The sequence below is a fragment of the Roseomonas sp. BN140053 genome, assembly GCF_047690175.1.
GTDB lineage: Bacteria > Pseudomonadota > Alphaproteobacteria > Acetobacterales > Acetobacteraceae > Roseomonas.
In genome coordinates this window covers 13,117-27,865 of the sequence record NZ_JBLLEB010000020.1, presented here as the reverse complement: position 1 = coordinate 27,865, position 14,749 = coordinate 13,117, and the positions used below count along the sequence as shown (strand labels likewise).

Sequence of the window (14,749 nt, the reverse complement as noted above, 5' to 3'; positions counted from 1 at the left end):
GGCGCAGCGTTACGCCACTCCGCGCCGCGACGGAACGCCCGTTCCGCTGGGGTCTGCGGGTGCGCTTCGGTGGTCGGGCCGTGGCCAGGGGCGCTGCCCCTGGACCTCGCCGGGGAGCTTAGGCTCCCCGGACCCCACATTTAGCGCTCCGCGAGGAGGGGCTTACGACCAGCGTTGCGCCACAAGGGCTACCGTTCCCCTCAGCCCCTCCTCGCGGAGCGCTCATGAGGTCCAGGAGCCTAAGCTCCTGGCGGGGGATCCAAGGGGGCAGAGCCCCCTTGGCCAGCGCTCGAACACCAGAGCCCAACCGCGAACCTCAGCGGAACGGCGGTTCGTCGAAGGCACGGAGCTTGCGGGAATGCAGGGCGCCGAGCTGGCGGCGGAGGCGCTCGAAGGTGGCGAGGCCGATGGCGAGGTGTTCGCTGACGGCGCGCTGGTAGAAGGCGGTGGCGGCGCCGGGCAGCTTGATCTCGCCGTGCAGCGGCTTGTCGGACACGCAGAGCAGCGTGCCGTAGGGCACGCGCAGCCGGTAGCCCTGGGCGGCCAGGGTGCCGCTCTCCATGTCCACGGCGATGGCGCGGGACAGGTTGATGCGGCGGCGTTCGTGCGACCAGCGCAGTTCCCAGTTGCGGTCGTCGTAGGTCACCACCGTGCCGGTGCGCAGGCGGCGCTTCAGCGCTTCGCCGTGCTCGCCGGTGACCTGTTCCGCGGCCTCCTGCAACGCGACCTGCACCTCGGCCAGGGCGGGGATGGGGATCTCGGGCGGCACGAGGTCGTCCAGGATCTTGTCGCGGCGGAGATAGCCGTGCGCGAGGACGTAGTCGCCGATCTCCTGGCTGCCGCGCAAACCGCCGCAATGGCCGATCATCAGCCAGCAATGCGGCCGCAGCACCGCGAGGTGGTCGGTGATCGTCTTGGCGTTGGACGGGCCGACGCCGATGTTGACAATGCTGACCCCGTCCGCGCTCACCCCCTCCGGCCCGGCCGGGTCGCCGCGTAACAGGTGGTAGGCGGGCATCTGGAAGCGCTGCCAGGGGGCGGCGGCCACCAGCGCCGCCGCGGCCTCGGGCGGGTCGTCGCGGCCCACGGTGGCGCCGCCGGGCAGCACGAGGCGCGTGTAGGGGCTGTCGGGCGCTTGCAACTCGCGCAGCGCCCAGGCCACGAACTGGTCCACGTAGCGCTGGTAGTTGGTCAGCAGGATCCAGGGCCGCATCGCCCGCCAGTCGCTGCCGGTGTAGTGCATCAGCCGGCGCAGCGAGTAGTCCACCCGCACCGCGTCGAACAGCGCCAGCGGCCGTGGCAGGTCGGACCCGAAGTTCCACAACCCATCCGCGACCTCGTCGCCCACGGCCGACAGCATCGGCACCGGAAAGTGCCGCGCCAGGGTGGCGGAGGACACGCCGCCACGTGCCAGCTCGTCGCCGCCTTCCAGCACGTAGGGATAGGGAATCTCCTGGTCGCTGATCCCGACTGCGAGGCTGGCGCCGAACTCCTCCACCAGCGGGCGCAGCTGTTGCAGCAGGTAGGGGCGGAAGACGGCGGGCTGCGTCACCGTGGTGCCGTAGCGGCCGGGGACCTGCAGCTTGGCCCAGGCGCGGCGGGTGCGGGGAAAGGGCCCCTCGGGGTGCCAGCGCAGGTACAGGGCGGGGTAGCGGAAGCGGGCGCGCTCCTGCTCGTCCGGCGGGGCGCCGCCGGCGACGAAGCGGTCCAGCGCCGCGCGCTCCGCGGCCACGGCGGCGTCGTAGAGGGCTTCCAGGCGGTCCACCGCTTCCTCGGGCGAGCGGCATTCCTGCGGGGCGGCGTCGTGCTTCATGGCGCTACCCTATAGCCGGGGCCACCCGGTGCCACGAGGGAGCGGGCCGGGGAACGGCACTTCCCTGGCCGGCCCGTGATGCGCGCCGATGCTACGGGACCATGTGCCTGGGGCGCCGGAGCCTTGGCCTCGGAACCCGCTAGCTGGCCTGTTCCGCCAGCCAGTCCTCGCAGCGCAATCCTGCCACGCGGGTGAATTCCCCAAGGTTTCCCGTCACCACCACCAGGCCGCGGCTGCGGGCATGGCCGGCGATCAGCAGGTCGTAGGCCCCGATGATCTGCCCGGCCTGTTCCAGCACGGTCCGGATCTCGGCGGCATGGGCCGCTGCCTCGGCATCGAAGGGCAGCACCTCCAGCCGCGCGGCGAAACGCTCCACCTCGCGCCGATTCTCGACCGGGCGGGCCGACTTGCCCGCTCCATGCAGCAGCTCCGTCAGCACCACGGTGGAGATGCACAACCCACCAGCCTCCGCGTTGAAGCGCACCCGCAAGCCTTGCGGGCGATCGCGCAGGACGCGAATGCAGAGATCGGTGTCCAACAGATAGCGCAGCATCAGAAGCCTTCGCGCTCCTGCGTCCGCGGCTGGTCACGCTCACCCAGTTCGATGCCGGGCGCATCGAAGAAGTCGTCCCAGCTGCGATCCGCCGGCACGATCACGCGCCGTGGGCCGTCGCGCAGGATCGCCACCTCCCGTACCTCCTCCGGAAAGGCGACATCCTTGGGCAGGCGCACGGCCTGCGTCCGATTGGTCTGGAACAAGGTCGTCCGAGTCATCGCACCACACTTTGGATATACAACACATATATACCCGCCATACGGGGGTGCGAGCCCTGAAAAGCGGGAATGTATTGTTCACGCTCGGGAGAGACCTCCCCGGCAGGTGCCGCTGTTCTCCCCGGAGCGCCCGCGCAGCACCGTATCCCCCGTGCCACCCGCCCGCGGATGCGGCATTCTCCGCCGCATGGACTTCCTGTCGATCTACCGGCACGGCTTCGCCCGCCTCGCCGCCTGCACCACGCGCTGCACCCTGGCCGACCCCGCCCGCAACGCCGAGGCGATCCTGGCCGCCGCCGCGCGTTGCCACGAGGATGGCGTGGCGGTGGCGGTGTTCCCCGAACTCGCCCTGTCCGGCTATTCCATCGACGACCTGCTGCTGCAGGACACGGTGCTGGACGCGGTGGAAGCGGCCGTGGCGCAGATCGCCGAGCGTTCCGCCACGCTGCGCCCCCTGCTGCTGATCGGCGCCCCGCTGCGCCATGCCGGGCGGGTCTACAACACCGCCGTGGCGGTGCAGGGCGGCAAGGTGCTGGGGGTGGTGCCCAAGATCCACCTGCCGAACTACCGCGAGTTCTACGAGCACCGCTGGTTCGCCTCCGGCCAGGGCACGGAGGGCCACACGATCCGCCTCAACGGGCAGGACCTGCCTTTCGGCCCCGACCTGCTCTTCGCGGCGGAGGACCTCCCCGGACTGGTGGTCCACGCCGAGGTCTGCGAGGACCTTTGGGTCCCCATCCCGCCCTCCGCCGAAGGGGCGCTGGCCGGGGCCACGGTGCTGTGCAACTTGTCCGCCTCCAACATCACCGTGGGCAAGTCCGACACGCGGCGGCTGCTGTGCCAGAGCCAGTCGGCGCGCTGCGTCGCGGCCTATGTCTACGCCGCCGCGGGGGCAGGCGAATCCACCACCGACCTCGCCTGGGACGGACAGGTTTCCATCTTCGAGAACGGCGCCATCCTGAAGGAGAGCGAGCGCTTTCCCTCCGGCGACCAGATGACGGTGGCCGACGTGGATCTGGAACTGCTGCGGCAGGAACGCGCCCGCCAAGGCACCTTCGACGACAACCGCCGCCGCTTCGCCGCCGGGGACCACTTCCGCCGCGTCGGCTTCCGCCTCGACCCGCCGGCAGGCGACCTGGGCTTCCAGCGGGTGGTGGAACGCTTCCCCTTCGTGCCCGCCAACCCCGCGCAGCTCTCGCAGGACTGCTACGAGGCCTACAACATCCAGGTCTCCGGCCTGGTGCAGCGGCTGGGCGCCACGCGCGGCCGCATCGTGATCGGCGTGTCCGGCGGGCTGGATTCCACCCAGGCGCTGATCGTCGCGGCCAAGGCGATGGACGTGATGGGCCGGCCGCGCACGGACATCATTGGCTTCACCATGCCGGGCTTCGGCACCAGCGCCGGCACCAAGACCAACGCGCATAAGCTGATGGCCGCACTGGGCATCACCGCGCACGAGCTGGACATCCGCCCTGCCGCCCAGCAGATGCTGACCGATCTCGGCCACCCCTTCGGCCGCGGCGAGCCAGTCTACGACATTACCTTCGAGAACGTGCAGGCCGGCTTGCGCACGGACTACCTGTTCCGCGCCGCCAACTTCCACGGCGGCATGGTGCTGGGCACCGGTGACCTGTCGGAACTGGCGCTGGGCTGGTGCACCTACGGCGTGGGCGACCAGATGTCGCACTACAACGTCAATTCCGGCGTGCCCAAGACGCTGATCCAGCACCTGATCCGCTGGGTGATCGCCTCCGGGCAGTTCGACGCGGAAGTGGGCGCCACGCTGGACGCCATCCTCAACACGGAAATCTCGCCCGAGCTGGTGCCGGCCACGGCGGACGAGGCGATGCAGAGCACGGAAGCCAAGGTTGGCCCCTACGAGCTGCAGGACTTCCACCTGTTCTACACGCTGCGCTACGGCTTCCGCCCCTCGCGCATCGCCTTCCTGGCCCTGAGCGCCTGGGGCGACGCCGCCGCCGGCCGCTGGCCCCCGGGCTTCCCGGAAGAACGCCGCCACCACTACGCCCTGCCGGAGATCAAGCGCTGGCTGGAGGTCTTCCTGCAACGCTTCTTCGGCTTCAGCCAGTTCAAGCGCTCCGCCATGCCCAACGGCCCCAAGGTCTCGGCCGGCGGCTCCCTGTCACCGCGCGGCGACTGGCGCGCCCCGTCGGACGGCAACGCCCGCGCCTGGCTGGAGGAACTGCGCCGCGAAGTGCCGGACGAGCTCTGAACTGCGATTGCTGACCGGCTTCGGGTCCGGGTGGAGCCGGTCGGTCCTTGGTGGCCCGCACCGCGCAGTTTGAACGCAAACATGATCCACCCGGCCCGGCGCGCGGCGCATCCCGCCGGGCGCCGCGCCGTTCTCTGCGACCAACAGGCAGCAGGGGGGAAAGCCTTGCCGGAAGAGAAGCACCTGCAACACGGGCCCCTGGGCGAGAACTGCGCGCACCTGTGCATCGACATGCAGAACATCTTCGCCGGCGACACGGAATGGCACACGCCCTGGATGGAGCGCGTGCTGCCCTTCGTGGAACGCCTCGCCGAAGCCAGGCCGGAGCGCACGATCTTCACCCGCTTCATCCCGGCCCAGCACCCCGGCGAGGGCGAGGGTACCTGGGGCCGCTACTACGAGCGCTGGCGCACCATGACGCTGGACGCGCTGCCGCCCGGCAGCATCGACCTCGTGCCCTCCCTGGCCAGGCTGGTGCCGCCGGCGGAGGTGGTGGACAAGCACGTCTATTCCCCCTGGACGGAGCCAGGCCTGCACGAGCGGCTGCAGGCGCGGCGGATCGACACGCTGGTGATCAGCGGCACGGAAACCGACGTTTGCGTGCTGGCCGCGGTGCTGGGGGCGGTGGACCTGGGCTACCGCATCGTGCTGCCCACGGACGCGCTGTGCTCTTCCTCCGACGAGGCGCATGACGCGCTGCTGACGGTGTATCGCGGCCGCTTCGGCCAGCAGATCGAGACGGTGAGCACGGAGGAGATCCTGCGCGCCTGGCGTTGAGCTGCGGCGCGCGGCATCGCGCCGCTGCCCTGATGAGGCAGGGAAGGCTGGGGGAGTGAACTCCCCCAGGCCCCCTCCTTTTTTCGGGAGTTGAAGAGCTCCGGTGGCCACGGGTGCTCCCCAAACTCCCGAAAACAGAAGGGGGTCCGGGGGGATACTTCCCCCCGGCTTGCTTGTTCCGGCCGCACCCAAACAAAACCTGGACGGCATCATGCCGGCCGTGCACCGCCACCGTGGCTCTCCAGGGCGCCACGCGGCGGGGCGCCTGCTATAAGCCGCGCATGCCCGGCCTGCCCCGCCTGCTCGCCCCCTGTTTCGCCGCCGCGCTGGCCCTCGCCCTGCCCCGGGCCGCGCAGGCGCTGGAAAGCGCGCCCGCGACCTCACCCCGCGCCACCGTGACCCTGGCCAGCGAGGTGGACGCCGTGGTGCCCGGGCAGCCCTTCCGGCTGCTGCTGCGGCAGGTGCTGGCGCCGGGCTGGCACACCTACTGGAGCAATCCCGGCGATGCCGGCGGCCCGCCGGCGGTGTCCCTGACCCTGCCGGAGGGCGCCACCGCCTCGCCGCTGGGGTTTCCGGCGCCGCAGCGCATCCCCTACGGCCCGCTGGTGAACTTCGGCTACGGGGGCGCCGCGGCCTTTCCCCTCACCGTCACGCCGCCCGCCACCCTGCCGGCCGGCGGCATCGTCACGATCGAGGCGGCAGCGAGCTGGCTGGTCTGCGCCGACCTCTGCATCCCCGAGGAAGCGGTGTTCCGCCTGGACCTGCCGGTGGCCGCCGCCGCGCGCCCGGACCCCACCCTGGCCGAGGCCTTCACCCAGGCCGAGGCCGCCCTGCCCCGCCCCTCCCCCTGGCCGGCGCGGGCCGGCTTCGCCGAGGGCACGGGCGCGATCGAGATCGCCGGCCCCGACCTGTCGCCCGCCACCGTGCGGGACGCCTTCTTCTTTCCCGCCGCGGGGGGCGTGCTGGACAACCCCGCGCCGCAACCGCTGAGCCTGCGCGAGGGCGCCCTGGTGCTGGGCCTCAAGCGCGGCGAGGGCGCCCTGCCCGCGGGCCCGCTGGAAGGCGTGCTGGCGGTGACCGACAGCGCCGGGGTGCGCGCCGCCTACGCCGTGTCGGCGCCGCTCGGCCCGGTGCCGGCGGCGGCCGCGCCCGGCGCGCTGCCGCTGGTCCAGGCGGTGCTCTGGGCGGCGCTGGGCGGGCTGCTGCTGAACCTGATGCCCTGCGTGTTTCCGGTCCTGGCGATGAAGGCCCTGGGCCTCGCCCGCCTGTCGGGCGAAGCGCGCCGCGTGGTGCGCGGGCACGCCGCCTCCTACAGCGCGGGGGTGGTGCTGTGCTTCCTGCTGGCAGGGGCGGTGCTGCTGGGCGTGCGCGCGGCGGGCGGCGTGGCGGGCTGGGGCCTGCAGTTCACCCGGCCGGGCGTGGTGGCGGCGATGGCCTGGCTGATGCTGGCGGTGGGGCTGAACCTGGCCGGCGTGTTCCGCCTGGGGCGGCCGGTGGCGGCAGGCGGCGCCCTGGCCACGCGCGGCGGCCATGCCGGCAGCTTCTGGACGGGGGCGCTGGCGGTGCTGGTGGCCACCCCCTGCACGGCACCCTTCATGGCCGCGGCGCTCGGTGCGGCACTGGTGCTGCCGCCGGTGCAGGCCCTGGCAGTGTTCGCGGCGCTGGGGCTGGGCATGGCCGCCCCCTACGGCCTGCTGGCGCTGTTTCCCGGCCTGGCGCGCCGCCTGCCGCGCCCCGGCGCCTGGATGGGGCGGCTGCAACAGTTCCTGGCCTTTCCGATGTTCACCGCCGCCGCCTGGATGGTCTGGGTGCTGGCGCAGCAGGCGGGGCCGGACGGGGTGCTGCTGGCACTGGGCGGTGGCGTGCTGGTGGGGCTGGCGGCCTGGGCCTGGGGACAGGCGCAGGAGGCCACCGGCCGTCGCGGCCGGCAGCTGGGCGGCGGCGTGGCGGCGCTGGCACTGCTGGCCGCCCTGGCACTGCTGCCGGGGCTGACCGGGGCGCGCCCGATCCCCGCCACGGCGATGGCCGCGGGCACCGAGCCCTGGTCGGCGGCACGGCTGGCCGCGCTGCGCGGCGAAGGCCGGCCGGTCTTCGTCAACCTCACCGCGGCCTGGTGCATCACCTGCAAGGTGAACGAGCGCCTCGCGCTGGATCGCCCCGCGGTGCGCGCCGCCTTTGCGCGGCGCAACGTGGCGCTGCTGACCGGCGACTGGACCGGCGGCGACCCGGCGATCACCGCGCTGCTGCGCGCCCACGGCCGCGACGGCGTGCCGCTCTACCTTCTCTACCCCGAGGACACCGGCAGCAGCCCGCTGGTGCTGCCGCAGGTGCTGACGGAAGGCATCCTGCTGCGCAGCCTGGAACAGGGCACGCGCGGCGAGGGCTGAGGCCGCACCGCGGGGGAAAGCACCGGCCTCCCGCAAGCACCGCTTCGAGCGGGGAAGCCCCCCCCGCAACCGCTGCTTCACGTGGGGAAGCACCAGCCCTCCGTAACCGGAGCGCCGCGCGGCAGAGCGCCGCACGACCGCCGCTGGCGCCATGCGAAGTTTCCTGTTCCAGCAACGAACATGCGGATTCCAACGCGGCGGATCACGGGCCGGACGCGCTCCGCAGGGCTCGCGGGCTTGTGCCAACTGCTGCATGTGAACGCGGCCGGTTTCAACAAACTTGTGCGGGATGCACCCCTGCAACCCCTCCACTCCGAACCCGCTACCAGCGCGCCCGGCGACGCGCGTCCGGTCCATGCATCCGCATCCGACGCGAACTGGGACGATTCCCCAACGGCACAGCTCGCCTGTGCACAACCCGCGAGGCCCGATCTCATGTATTTCATGGACCCCCGGCTCCAGTACCCCGTTACCGTGGAAACGCCGGACCCGCTCTTTGCCCGGCAGCTGCAACAGGCCATCGGCGGCATCGAGGGCGAGATCCGCGTCTGCCTGCAATACTTCTTCCAGGCCTGGGGCGCGCGCGGGCCGAACACCAAGTACCGCGACATGCTGCTGCACACTGCGACGGAGGAGATCGGCCACATCGAGATGCTGGCCACTGCGGTGGCGCTGAACCTGGAAAACGCGCCGCTGTCGCTGCAGGAAAGCTCCGCCGCGGCGAGCCCGGTGGTCAACGCGGTGATGGGCGGCGAGCGGCCCAAGCACGTGGTGGAAGGGATGCTGCAGAAGCACCTGCTCTCCACCGGCCTGGCCGCCTTTCCCGGCAATTCCGACGGCCTGCCCTTCGACTGCTCGCATATCTACGCCAGCGGCAACCTCGCGGCGGACATGTACAGCAACATCGCCGCGGAATCGACGGGACGGCTGCTGGCGGTGCGGCTGTACAACGCCGCCAAGGACCCGGGCATGAAGGACATGCTGAGCTTCCTGATCGCCCGCGACACCATGCACCAGAACCAGTGGCACGCGGTGGTGGAGGAGCTGGGCGGCCTGCAGGGCGCGCTGCCGATCCCCAACAGCTTCGACCAGAGCCTGGAAAAGCAGGAATTCTCCTACGCCTATATCGGCAGCGCCAAGGACGGCACCTCGCCGCCCGAGGGCCGCTGGACGCAGGGTCCCTCGATCGACGGCAAGGGCACCTTCTCGGCGGTGCAGAACGTGCCGCTCGGCCAGGTTCCCGTGCTCGGCCCGGCCCGCGAAGGCAGCGGCGCCCAGGTCGAGCAGATCGGCAAGAGTGCCTCGGGCATGACCGAGATCTGAGCCGTACCCGCCGGGTCGCGCCGCGGCACGACCGGGCTTTCGCGCTTATCGCGGCAGCCTGGTGGCTGCCGCCATCCCCCGCGCCGTCCGTTGCTGCCGCGCCGTCGCGTAGGGCGCCGTGCCGCCGCGGTGCCGTGCGACATGCCCGCGCCGGGTCGCCACTGCTCTGGCCGTTTTCGGCAGCGATCCCTTAATCCGGCCGCGGCCATGCTAGCGCATGCGCCGGCTGTTCCCGCTGCTCCTGCTGTTCTCCTTCCCGCTGCCGGGGGTCGCGCGGGCCGATGCCGCGCTGGAGCGGCTGGGCGACGCCTTTCCGCCGGGCGTCCCGCCCATGCCCGTGTGCAACGCCCCGCGCGACGGCGTGTCCGCCTGCCTGGCCGGCCGCCAATGCCTGTGCGGCTTCGAGCGCGGCGGCAGCATCACCGGCCGCCGCGACGGCTGGCGCTGGGATTGTGGCATCCTCCGCCCGGCCTGCACCGTGCCACCGGCCGGGACCGACCCGGCACCGGCCTGGGAGCCGAGCGGTCCGTAGGGCTGGGTGACGCCCGAATGAACTGACTGCGGCCAGGGGGCGCCGCCCCCTGGACCCCCGCCGGGGAGCTTAAACTCCCCGGCCCCCACGTGAGTGCCTCCAGCGGGGGCGGGATGGCCGAGGTTGGCCACCCGTCTAACGCTGTCCGAGCCCGCCCCCGCCGGAGGCACTCATGAGGTCGAGGAGCCTAAGCTCCTCGCGGGGGATCCAAGGGGGCAGAGCCCCCTTGGCCACGGCCAACACACCGGAGCGCCCCCCTCCCGCCGGACCAAGCACGCCCCGGCCGGCGCTGCGCCTCAGATCATCAGCTCGATCAGGAAGGGCCCCGGCCGGGCCAGGCTCTGCGCCAGCAGGTCGGCGCATTCTTCCAGCGTGGTGGCGCGGGCGGCCTCCACGCCCAGGCCGCCGGCGATGCGCGGCCAGTCCAGGTCGGGGTTGCCGAGGTCGAGCATGTCCATCGCGGTGCGGCCGGGATTGGCGCCGACGTTGCGGTATTCGCCCAGCAGGATGCCGTATTTGCGGTTGCTCAGGATGATCGTGGTGACCGGCAACCTTTCGCGCGCCTGGGTCCAGAGCGCCTGCACCGTGTACATCGCCGAACCATCGGCCTGGAGGTTGACCACGCGCCGCCCGTCGCCGGCGCCGATGGCGGCCCCCGTGGCCAGGGGCATGCCGCAGCCGATGGCGCCGCCGGTCAGGGCCAGCCAGTCATGCGGCGCCGCGGCGTGGGTTTCGGGGAAGAAGCCGCGGCCGTAGGAAATGCTCTCATCCACCACCACTGCGCCCTCCGGCAGCAGCGCGGCGACGGTGCGCGCCAGGCCTTCCGGGCTGGGGGCACCGCGGCCGGGCTCGGGGCGCGGGCCGGGGTCGGGAATGGCCGCATCAGGGGCGGCGAGCTCCTCCACCAAGGCGCGCAGCGCCTCCTCCGGGTCCTGTTCCGGGCGGCACAGCAGGTGCACGGCGGCGGTCGCGGGATAGTGGATCGAGGGCTTGCCGGGATAGGCGAAGAAGCCCACCGGCGCCTTGGCGCAGACCAGGATGATGTGCTCGACATCCCTGAGCGCGTCGATCGCCGCGTCCGCGGCATAGGGCACGCGCTCCAGCGGCACGCGCCCGCGGCCGCGCGCCACCCGCCCGTTGGAGCCTTCCGCCAGCAGCCGTGCATCCCCCACCTGCGCGGCGCGCCAGGCCAGCGCCTGCGGCACGTCCCGCAGCGCCCGGCCGCCCAGCAGCACCAGCACCCGGCGGCCCTCGCGCAGCACCCGCGCGGCGTTCTTCACCGCCTGCGGGTCGAGCGGCGGGGAGGGCGGCACCGGCAGCGCCGCGGCCACCGTGCCGCCGTCATTCCAGGACGCGTCGGAGGGCAGCACCAGCGTGGCGATGCCGCCCGGCGCGGTGCGCGCCGCCTGCACCGCCACCGCCGCGTCGGCGCCGACGTCGGCGGCCCGCGTGGTGGTGCGCACCCAGGAGGAAACGGGCCGCGCCCAGCCCTCGGTATCGGCGGTCAGCGGCGCGTCGAAGGGGCGGTGGTAGGTCGCCTGGTCACCCACGATGTTGACGATGCCCGACCGCGCACGGCGGGCATTGTGCAGGTTGGCCAGGCCATTCGCCAGGCCGGGGCCGCAATGCAGCAGGGTGCAGGCGGGCTTTTCCGCCATGCGCCAGTAACCATCGGCCATGCCGGTGACGACGTTTTCCTGCAGCCCCAGCACGCAGCGCATCCCGGGGATGCGGTCCAGGGCCGCAACGAAATGCATCTCGCTGGTGCCGGGGTTGCTGAAGCAGGTGTCCACCCCCGATGCCAGCAGGGTATGCACCAGACTCTCGGCTCCGTTCACCGCTCGGACTCCCTCCGCAAACGCGGAGGCGAAACTGCGCGGCCCGCGGGCCGGTCGCAAGTGCGGTGGCCGTCCCTGCGGCCCGGCCCAACCGGCCTGCACGCGGGGATCGCCCAGGAGGTGACGGAAGCGCCAAAGGCCCCCATCGCCGCGGCAATGGGGGCCCCTGCCTGCTTATCGCCGCGCGCGGCGCTTCAAGGGGACGGGAGCACCGATCCCCTCTTCCCCGCGCTGCCGTGTCAGTCCGCCTGGGGAATGCGCAGCACCTGGCCCGGGTAGATCTTGTCCGGATGTTCCAGCATCGGCCGGTTGGCCTCGAAGATCTGCTGGTACTTGTTGGCGTCGCCGTACTGCGCCTTGGAGATGGCCGACAGGGTGTCGCCCTTCTGCACCGTGTAGAACACGCTGCCGCCCGGCCCCTGCGACGCGGCGGAGCCGCTCGGCCCGCCCATCGCCTGCCCGGCGGCATCGGCAGTCTGGGCGGTGGACTGCCCCGCCGCCTGCATCTGGTCGTCCACCTTGGCGATGCCCTGCACGTTGCCCACGGCGAGCACGATCTTCTCGCGGATATCGGGCGCCGGCGCCGGGCCGCTGAGCTTCACCGTGTTGCCCTGCACCTCGATCGTGATGCCGGTGTGCGGCAGGCCGAGCTTGTCCAGTTCCGCTTCCAGGGATTTGCTGTCGGGGGCGGTGGCGGCCGCCGCGGCACCGATGCCCAGCGTGTTGCCGACGTGTTCCAGGAACGAGAAGAGGCCCAAGGGAAATCTCCGTGCGAAAGGGTCGTGGGGGCAACGCCCCGCGCAGGCGCGCGGTTGCCCGGCGCGCCGCCCGGACGATCCCGCCTCAGCCGCCCCGGCGGAGCAGGAAGCCCACCATCTGTATCAAAGCTCCAGCGCCCGAGCCTCGGACGAAGCCGGATCGTTACGCTGTGCGTGCATGCGGCAGGAACTCCGGCGCGGTTTCCCGCCGCCTCCCATCGCGCGCCCCGGCAGCGGAACGAAAGCGGCTCCCCCATTCGGGGGAGGCGCTTCCCCCGCCTGCCGCGCCCGGCGGGCCTTCGTTCCGTCCTCGGACCGCGCCCGCCCTGCCGGGTGCCTGCGCAGCCCCGCAGCGCCTTGCGGCGGCCCCGGCCCGTCCCCACCCTGCCGGGTGCATGACCCTTCCCGACCATCCCGGCCTGCTGGTGCGCCCCGACCCCGCCGACCCGCGGCTGACCAGGCGCGTGTCGGGGATGGACCAGACCGGCGCCCGCATCGAGGCCAGCGTCACGGTGGAACGCCCCCTGACCCTGTTCCTCAACGGGCAGGAGATCGTCACCATGATGACGATCGGCGACCGGCCGGAGGACTTGGCCCTCGGCTACCTGCTGAACCAGGCGATGCTGCGCCCCGACGACACCGTGACGGCGGTGGAGCACGACGAGGATCTCGGCGTCGTGGTGGTACGCACGGCGCGGCGCACGGACTTTGAGCAGAAGCTGCGCAAGAAGACCCTGACCAGCGGCTGCGCCCAGGGCACCGCCTTCGGCGACCTGATGGAGGGTTTCGCCGAAGCCCGCCTGCCGCCGGCCGAGCTGCGGACCTCCTGGCTGTACCGGCTGCTGCACGGGATCAACACGCTGCCCACGCTGTACCTGGAAGCCGGTGCCATCCACGGCTGCGCCCTGTGCCGGGAAGACCAAGTCCTGGCCTACATGGAAGACGTCGGCCGCCACAACGCGGTGGACAAGATCGCCGGCTGGATGTTCCGCGAAGGCGTGCCGGCAGGCGACAAGATCTTCTACACCACCGGGCGCCTGACCTCGGAGATGGTGATCAAGACGGTGCGCATGGGCATTCCCGTGCTGGTGTCGCGCTCCGGCTTCACCGCCTGGGGGGTGGAGCTGGCGCGCGAGGCTGGGCTCTGCGTCGTGGGCCGCTGCAAGGGCCGCCGCTTCGTGGCGCTGGCGGGCGAGGAGCGCATCGTGTTCGACGCCGACCTCCACTATGTCGCCGAGGAGAGCGCCAAGCACTGGCGCAAGAACGCCGCGGAGAACGAGGCCGGCCATGCCGGCTGACGCACCGCCCGATGCCGCCGCGGCCGGCAACCCTGCCCATGCCGCCTCGGCCTGCGGCGCGGTGGCCGGCACGGCGGCCCCGGATACCGCGACATCCGACACGTTCGCGTGCGGCATTGCCGCGACCGCGCCCGACGCCGCCGCGCGCGACGCGCCGGACGAAGCAGCGCTGGCGCATCGGACCCTGGGCGTGGTGCTGGCCGGCGGCCTGGCGCGGCGCATGGGCGGCGGCGACAAGCCGCTGCGCCGCCTCGGCGGCACCACCCTGCTGGACCGCGTGCTGGCCGTCCTGCGGCCGCAGGTGGCAGCGGTGCTGCTGAACGCCAACGGCGACCCGGCACGCTTCGCCCCCTGGAACCTGCCCGTGGCGGCAGACGACCTGCCCGACCATCCCGGCCCGCTGGCCGGCGTGCTGGCGGGGCTGGATTGGGCCGCGGCGCACCGGCCCGACCTTTCCTGGGTCGCCACCGTGTCGGGGGATTGCCCCTTCCTGCCGGCCGACCTCGTGGCGCGGCTGCACCGGGCGCGGCAGGCGGCGGGAGTGCCGCTGGCCTGCGCCGCCTCGGACGGGCAAACGCACCCGCCGGTGGCGCTGTGGCCGGTGTCCCTGCGCGGCGCCCTGCGCGCGGCGATCCTGGCCGGGGAACGCAAGATCGACCGCTGGACCGCGGGGCACGGCTGCGCCACGGCGCACTGGGCGGCGGCACCGCTGGACCCCTTCTTCAACGCCAACACGCCGGACGATCTCGCCCTGGCGGAGGCGCGCTTGCGGGATGCCGGCGCAGCCCCTACCACCGGCGGCCACAACGGAACGGGGACGCCGCCGGCATGAAGTCAGTCCTGACGGGTATCGTACTGTCCGTGCTGCTGGCGATCGGCGCCTGGGCCGTGCTGGACGGCACGCTGCAGCGCGACGCCGAGAACGCCTACACCACCCCCAGCGCGCGTCCCTGACGCTGCCCGGCCCGAGGCGCCGCGCCGGCGGCGGCGAGGATGCCCGCGCCGATTGACAGCCCCGG

At 72.6% G+C, this 14,749-nt stretch carries 13 protein-coding genes; 8 read left to right on the top strand and 5 right to left on the bottom strand.

The annotated features are described in order from the left end of the window. Positions 1–316 precede the first annotated feature (316 nt). The 3 genes from ACLIBK_RS16945 to vapB all read right to left on the bottom strand — a co-directional run bounded on the left by ACLIBK_RS16945 (position 317) and on the right by vapB (position 2,587). Positions 317–1,813: an AMP nucleosidase gene (locus tag ACLIBK_RS16945; RefSeq protein ID WP_415388466.1), complete on the bottom strand. Its 1,497-nt coding sequence runs from the start codon at positions 1,811–1,813 to the stop codon at positions 317–319. 139 nt (positions 1,814–1,952) lie between these two features. Then, positions 1,953–2,366, bottom strand: a complete 414-nt coding sequence (gene vapC, locus ACLIBK_RS16940) for a tRNA(fMet)-specific endonuclease VapC (RefSeq protein ID WP_415388465.1) — start codon at positions 2,364–2,366, stop codon at positions 1,953–1,955. Next, positions 2,366–2,587: a type II toxin-antitoxin system VapB family antitoxin gene (gene vapB / locus ACLIBK_RS16935; RefSeq protein WP_415388464.1), complete on the bottom strand. Its 222-nt coding sequence runs from the start codon at positions 2,585–2,587 to the stop codon at positions 2,366–2,368. Before vapB ends, vapC begins: the two co-directional genes overlap by 1 nt. A 187-nt stretch (positions 2,588–2,774) precedes the next feature. Here vapB and ACLIBK_RS16930 point away from each other — a divergent pair, with 187 nt between their 5' ends. The 5 genes from ACLIBK_RS16930 to ACLIBK_RS16910 all read left to right on the top strand — a co-directional run bounded on the left by ACLIBK_RS16930 (position 2,775) and on the right by ACLIBK_RS16910 (position 9,836). Continuing rightward, complete coding sequence (locus ACLIBK_RS16930) at positions 2,775–4,817, top strand: NAD(+) synthase (protein WP_415388463.1); 2,043 nt, start codon at positions 2,775–2,777, stop codon at positions 4,815–4,817. A gap of 165 nt (positions 4,818–4,982) precedes the next feature. Next, complete coding sequence (locus ACLIBK_RS16925; RefSeq protein ID WP_415388462.1) at positions 4,983–5,594, top strand: cysteine hydrolase family protein; 612 nt, start codon at positions 4,983–4,985, stop codon at positions 5,592–5,594. A 281-nt stretch (positions 5,595–5,875) separates the two neighbouring features. Then, the gene (locus ACLIBK_RS16920) at positions 5,876–7,981 is read left to right on the top strand and encodes a protein-disulfide reductase DsbD family protein (protein ID WP_415388461.1); all 2,106 of its coding nucleotides are present in this window, start codon (positions 5,876–5,878) and stop codon (positions 7,979–7,981) included. Between the two features lie 444 nt (positions 7,982–8,425). Then, a complete protein-coding gene (locus ACLIBK_RS16915) occupies positions 8,426–9,304 on the top strand; it encodes a manganese catalase family protein (protein ID WP_415388460.1) in 879 nt (292 codons plus the stop codon). 217 nt (positions 9,305–9,521) lie between these two features. Beyond that, the gene (locus ACLIBK_RS16910) at positions 9,522–9,836 is read left to right on the top strand and encodes a hypothetical protein (RefSeq protein ID WP_415388459.1); all 315 of its coding nucleotides are present in this window, start codon (positions 9,522–9,524) and stop codon (positions 9,834–9,836) included. A 296-nt stretch (positions 9,837–10,132) separates the two neighbouring features. On the opposite strand, the gene ACLIBK_RS16905 is transcribed toward ACLIBK_RS16910, so the two are convergent. After that, positions 10,133–11,674 carry an acetolactate synthase large subunit gene (locus tag ACLIBK_RS16905; RefSeq protein ID WP_415388458.1) on the bottom strand — a complete coding sequence of 514 codons (1,542 nt, stop codon included), beginning with the start codon at positions 11,672–11,674 and terminating at the stop codon, positions 10,133–10,135. A gap of 239 nt (positions 11,675–11,913) precedes the next feature. Beyond that, complete coding sequence (locus tag ACLIBK_RS16900; protein ID WP_415388457.1) at positions 11,914–12,432, bottom strand: LysM and BON domain-containing protein; 519 nt, start codon at positions 12,430–12,432, stop codon at positions 11,914–11,916. A gap of 395 nt (positions 12,433–12,827) precedes the next feature. On the opposite strand from ACLIBK_RS16900, the gene ACLIBK_RS16895 reads away from it, so the two are divergent. The 3 genes from ACLIBK_RS16895 to ACLIBK_RS16885 are packed head-to-tail and all read left to right on the top strand — an operon-like array spanning position 12,828 to position 14,684. After that, entirely contained in the window at positions 12,828–13,730 is a 903-nt protein-coding gene (locus ACLIBK_RS16895) for a formate dehydrogenase accessory sulfurtransferase FdhD (protein ID WP_415388456.1), read from the top strand. After that, on the top strand, positions 13,720–14,562 hold the full coding sequence (gene mobA / locus ACLIBK_RS16890) for a molybdenum cofactor guanylyltransferase MobA (RefSeq protein ID WP_415388455.1): 843 nt from the start codon (positions 13,720–13,722) through the stop codon (positions 14,560–14,562). The genes ACLIBK_RS16895 and mobA overlap by 11 nt, the downstream gene beginning before the upstream one ends. Then, positions 14,559–14,684 (top strand): hypothetical protein, encoded by a 126-nt coding sequence (locus ACLIBK_RS16885; RefSeq protein ID WP_415388454.1) that lies wholly within the window; start codon positions 14,559–14,561, stop codon positions 14,682–14,684. The genes mobA and ACLIBK_RS16885 overlap by 4 nt, the downstream gene beginning before the upstream one ends. The last annotated feature ends 65 nt before the right edge of the window (positions 14,685–14,749 follow it).

Bases quoted from the DNA above. Each gene is read 5' to 3' on its own strand.
- ACLIBK_RS16945 (WP_415388466.1), bottom strand. From the start codon at position 1,813: ATGAAGCACGACGCCGCCCCGCAGGAATGCCGCTCGCCCGAGGAAGCG.
- vapC (WP_415388465.1), bottom strand. From the start codon at position 2,366: ATGCTGCGCTATCTGTTGGACACCGATCTCTGCATTCGCGTCCTGCGC.
- vapB (WP_415388464.1), bottom strand. From the start codon at position 2,587: ATGACTCGGACGACCTTGTTCCAGACCAATCGGACGCAGGCCGTGCGC.
- ACLIBK_RS16930 (WP_415388463.1), top strand. From the start codon at position 2,775: ATGGACTTCCTGTCGATCTACCGGCACGGCTTCGCCCGCCTCGCCGCC.
- ACLIBK_RS16920 (WP_415388461.1), top strand. From the start codon at position 5,876: ATGCCCGGCCTGCCCCGCCTGCTCGCCCCCTGTTTCGCCGCCGCGCTG.
- ACLIBK_RS16915 (WP_415388460.1), top strand. From the start codon at position 8,426: ATGGACCCCCGGCTCCAGTACCCCGTTACCGTGGAAACGCCGGACCCG.
- ACLIBK_RS16910 (WP_415388459.1), top strand. From the start codon at position 9,522: ATGCGCCGGCTGTTCCCGCTGCTCCTGCTGTTCTCCTTCCCGCTGCCG.
- ACLIBK_RS16895 (WP_415388456.1), top strand. From the start codon at position 12,828: ATGACCCTTCCCGACCATCCCGGCCTGCTGGTGCGCCCCGACCCCGCC.
- mobA (WP_415388455.1), top strand. From the start codon at position 13,720: ATGCCGGCTGACGCACCGCCCGATGCCGCCGCGGCCGGCAACCCTGCC.
- ACLIBK_RS16885 (WP_415388454.1), top strand. From the start codon at position 14,559: ATGAAGTCAGTCCTGACGGGTATCGTACTGTCCGTGCTGCTGGCGATC.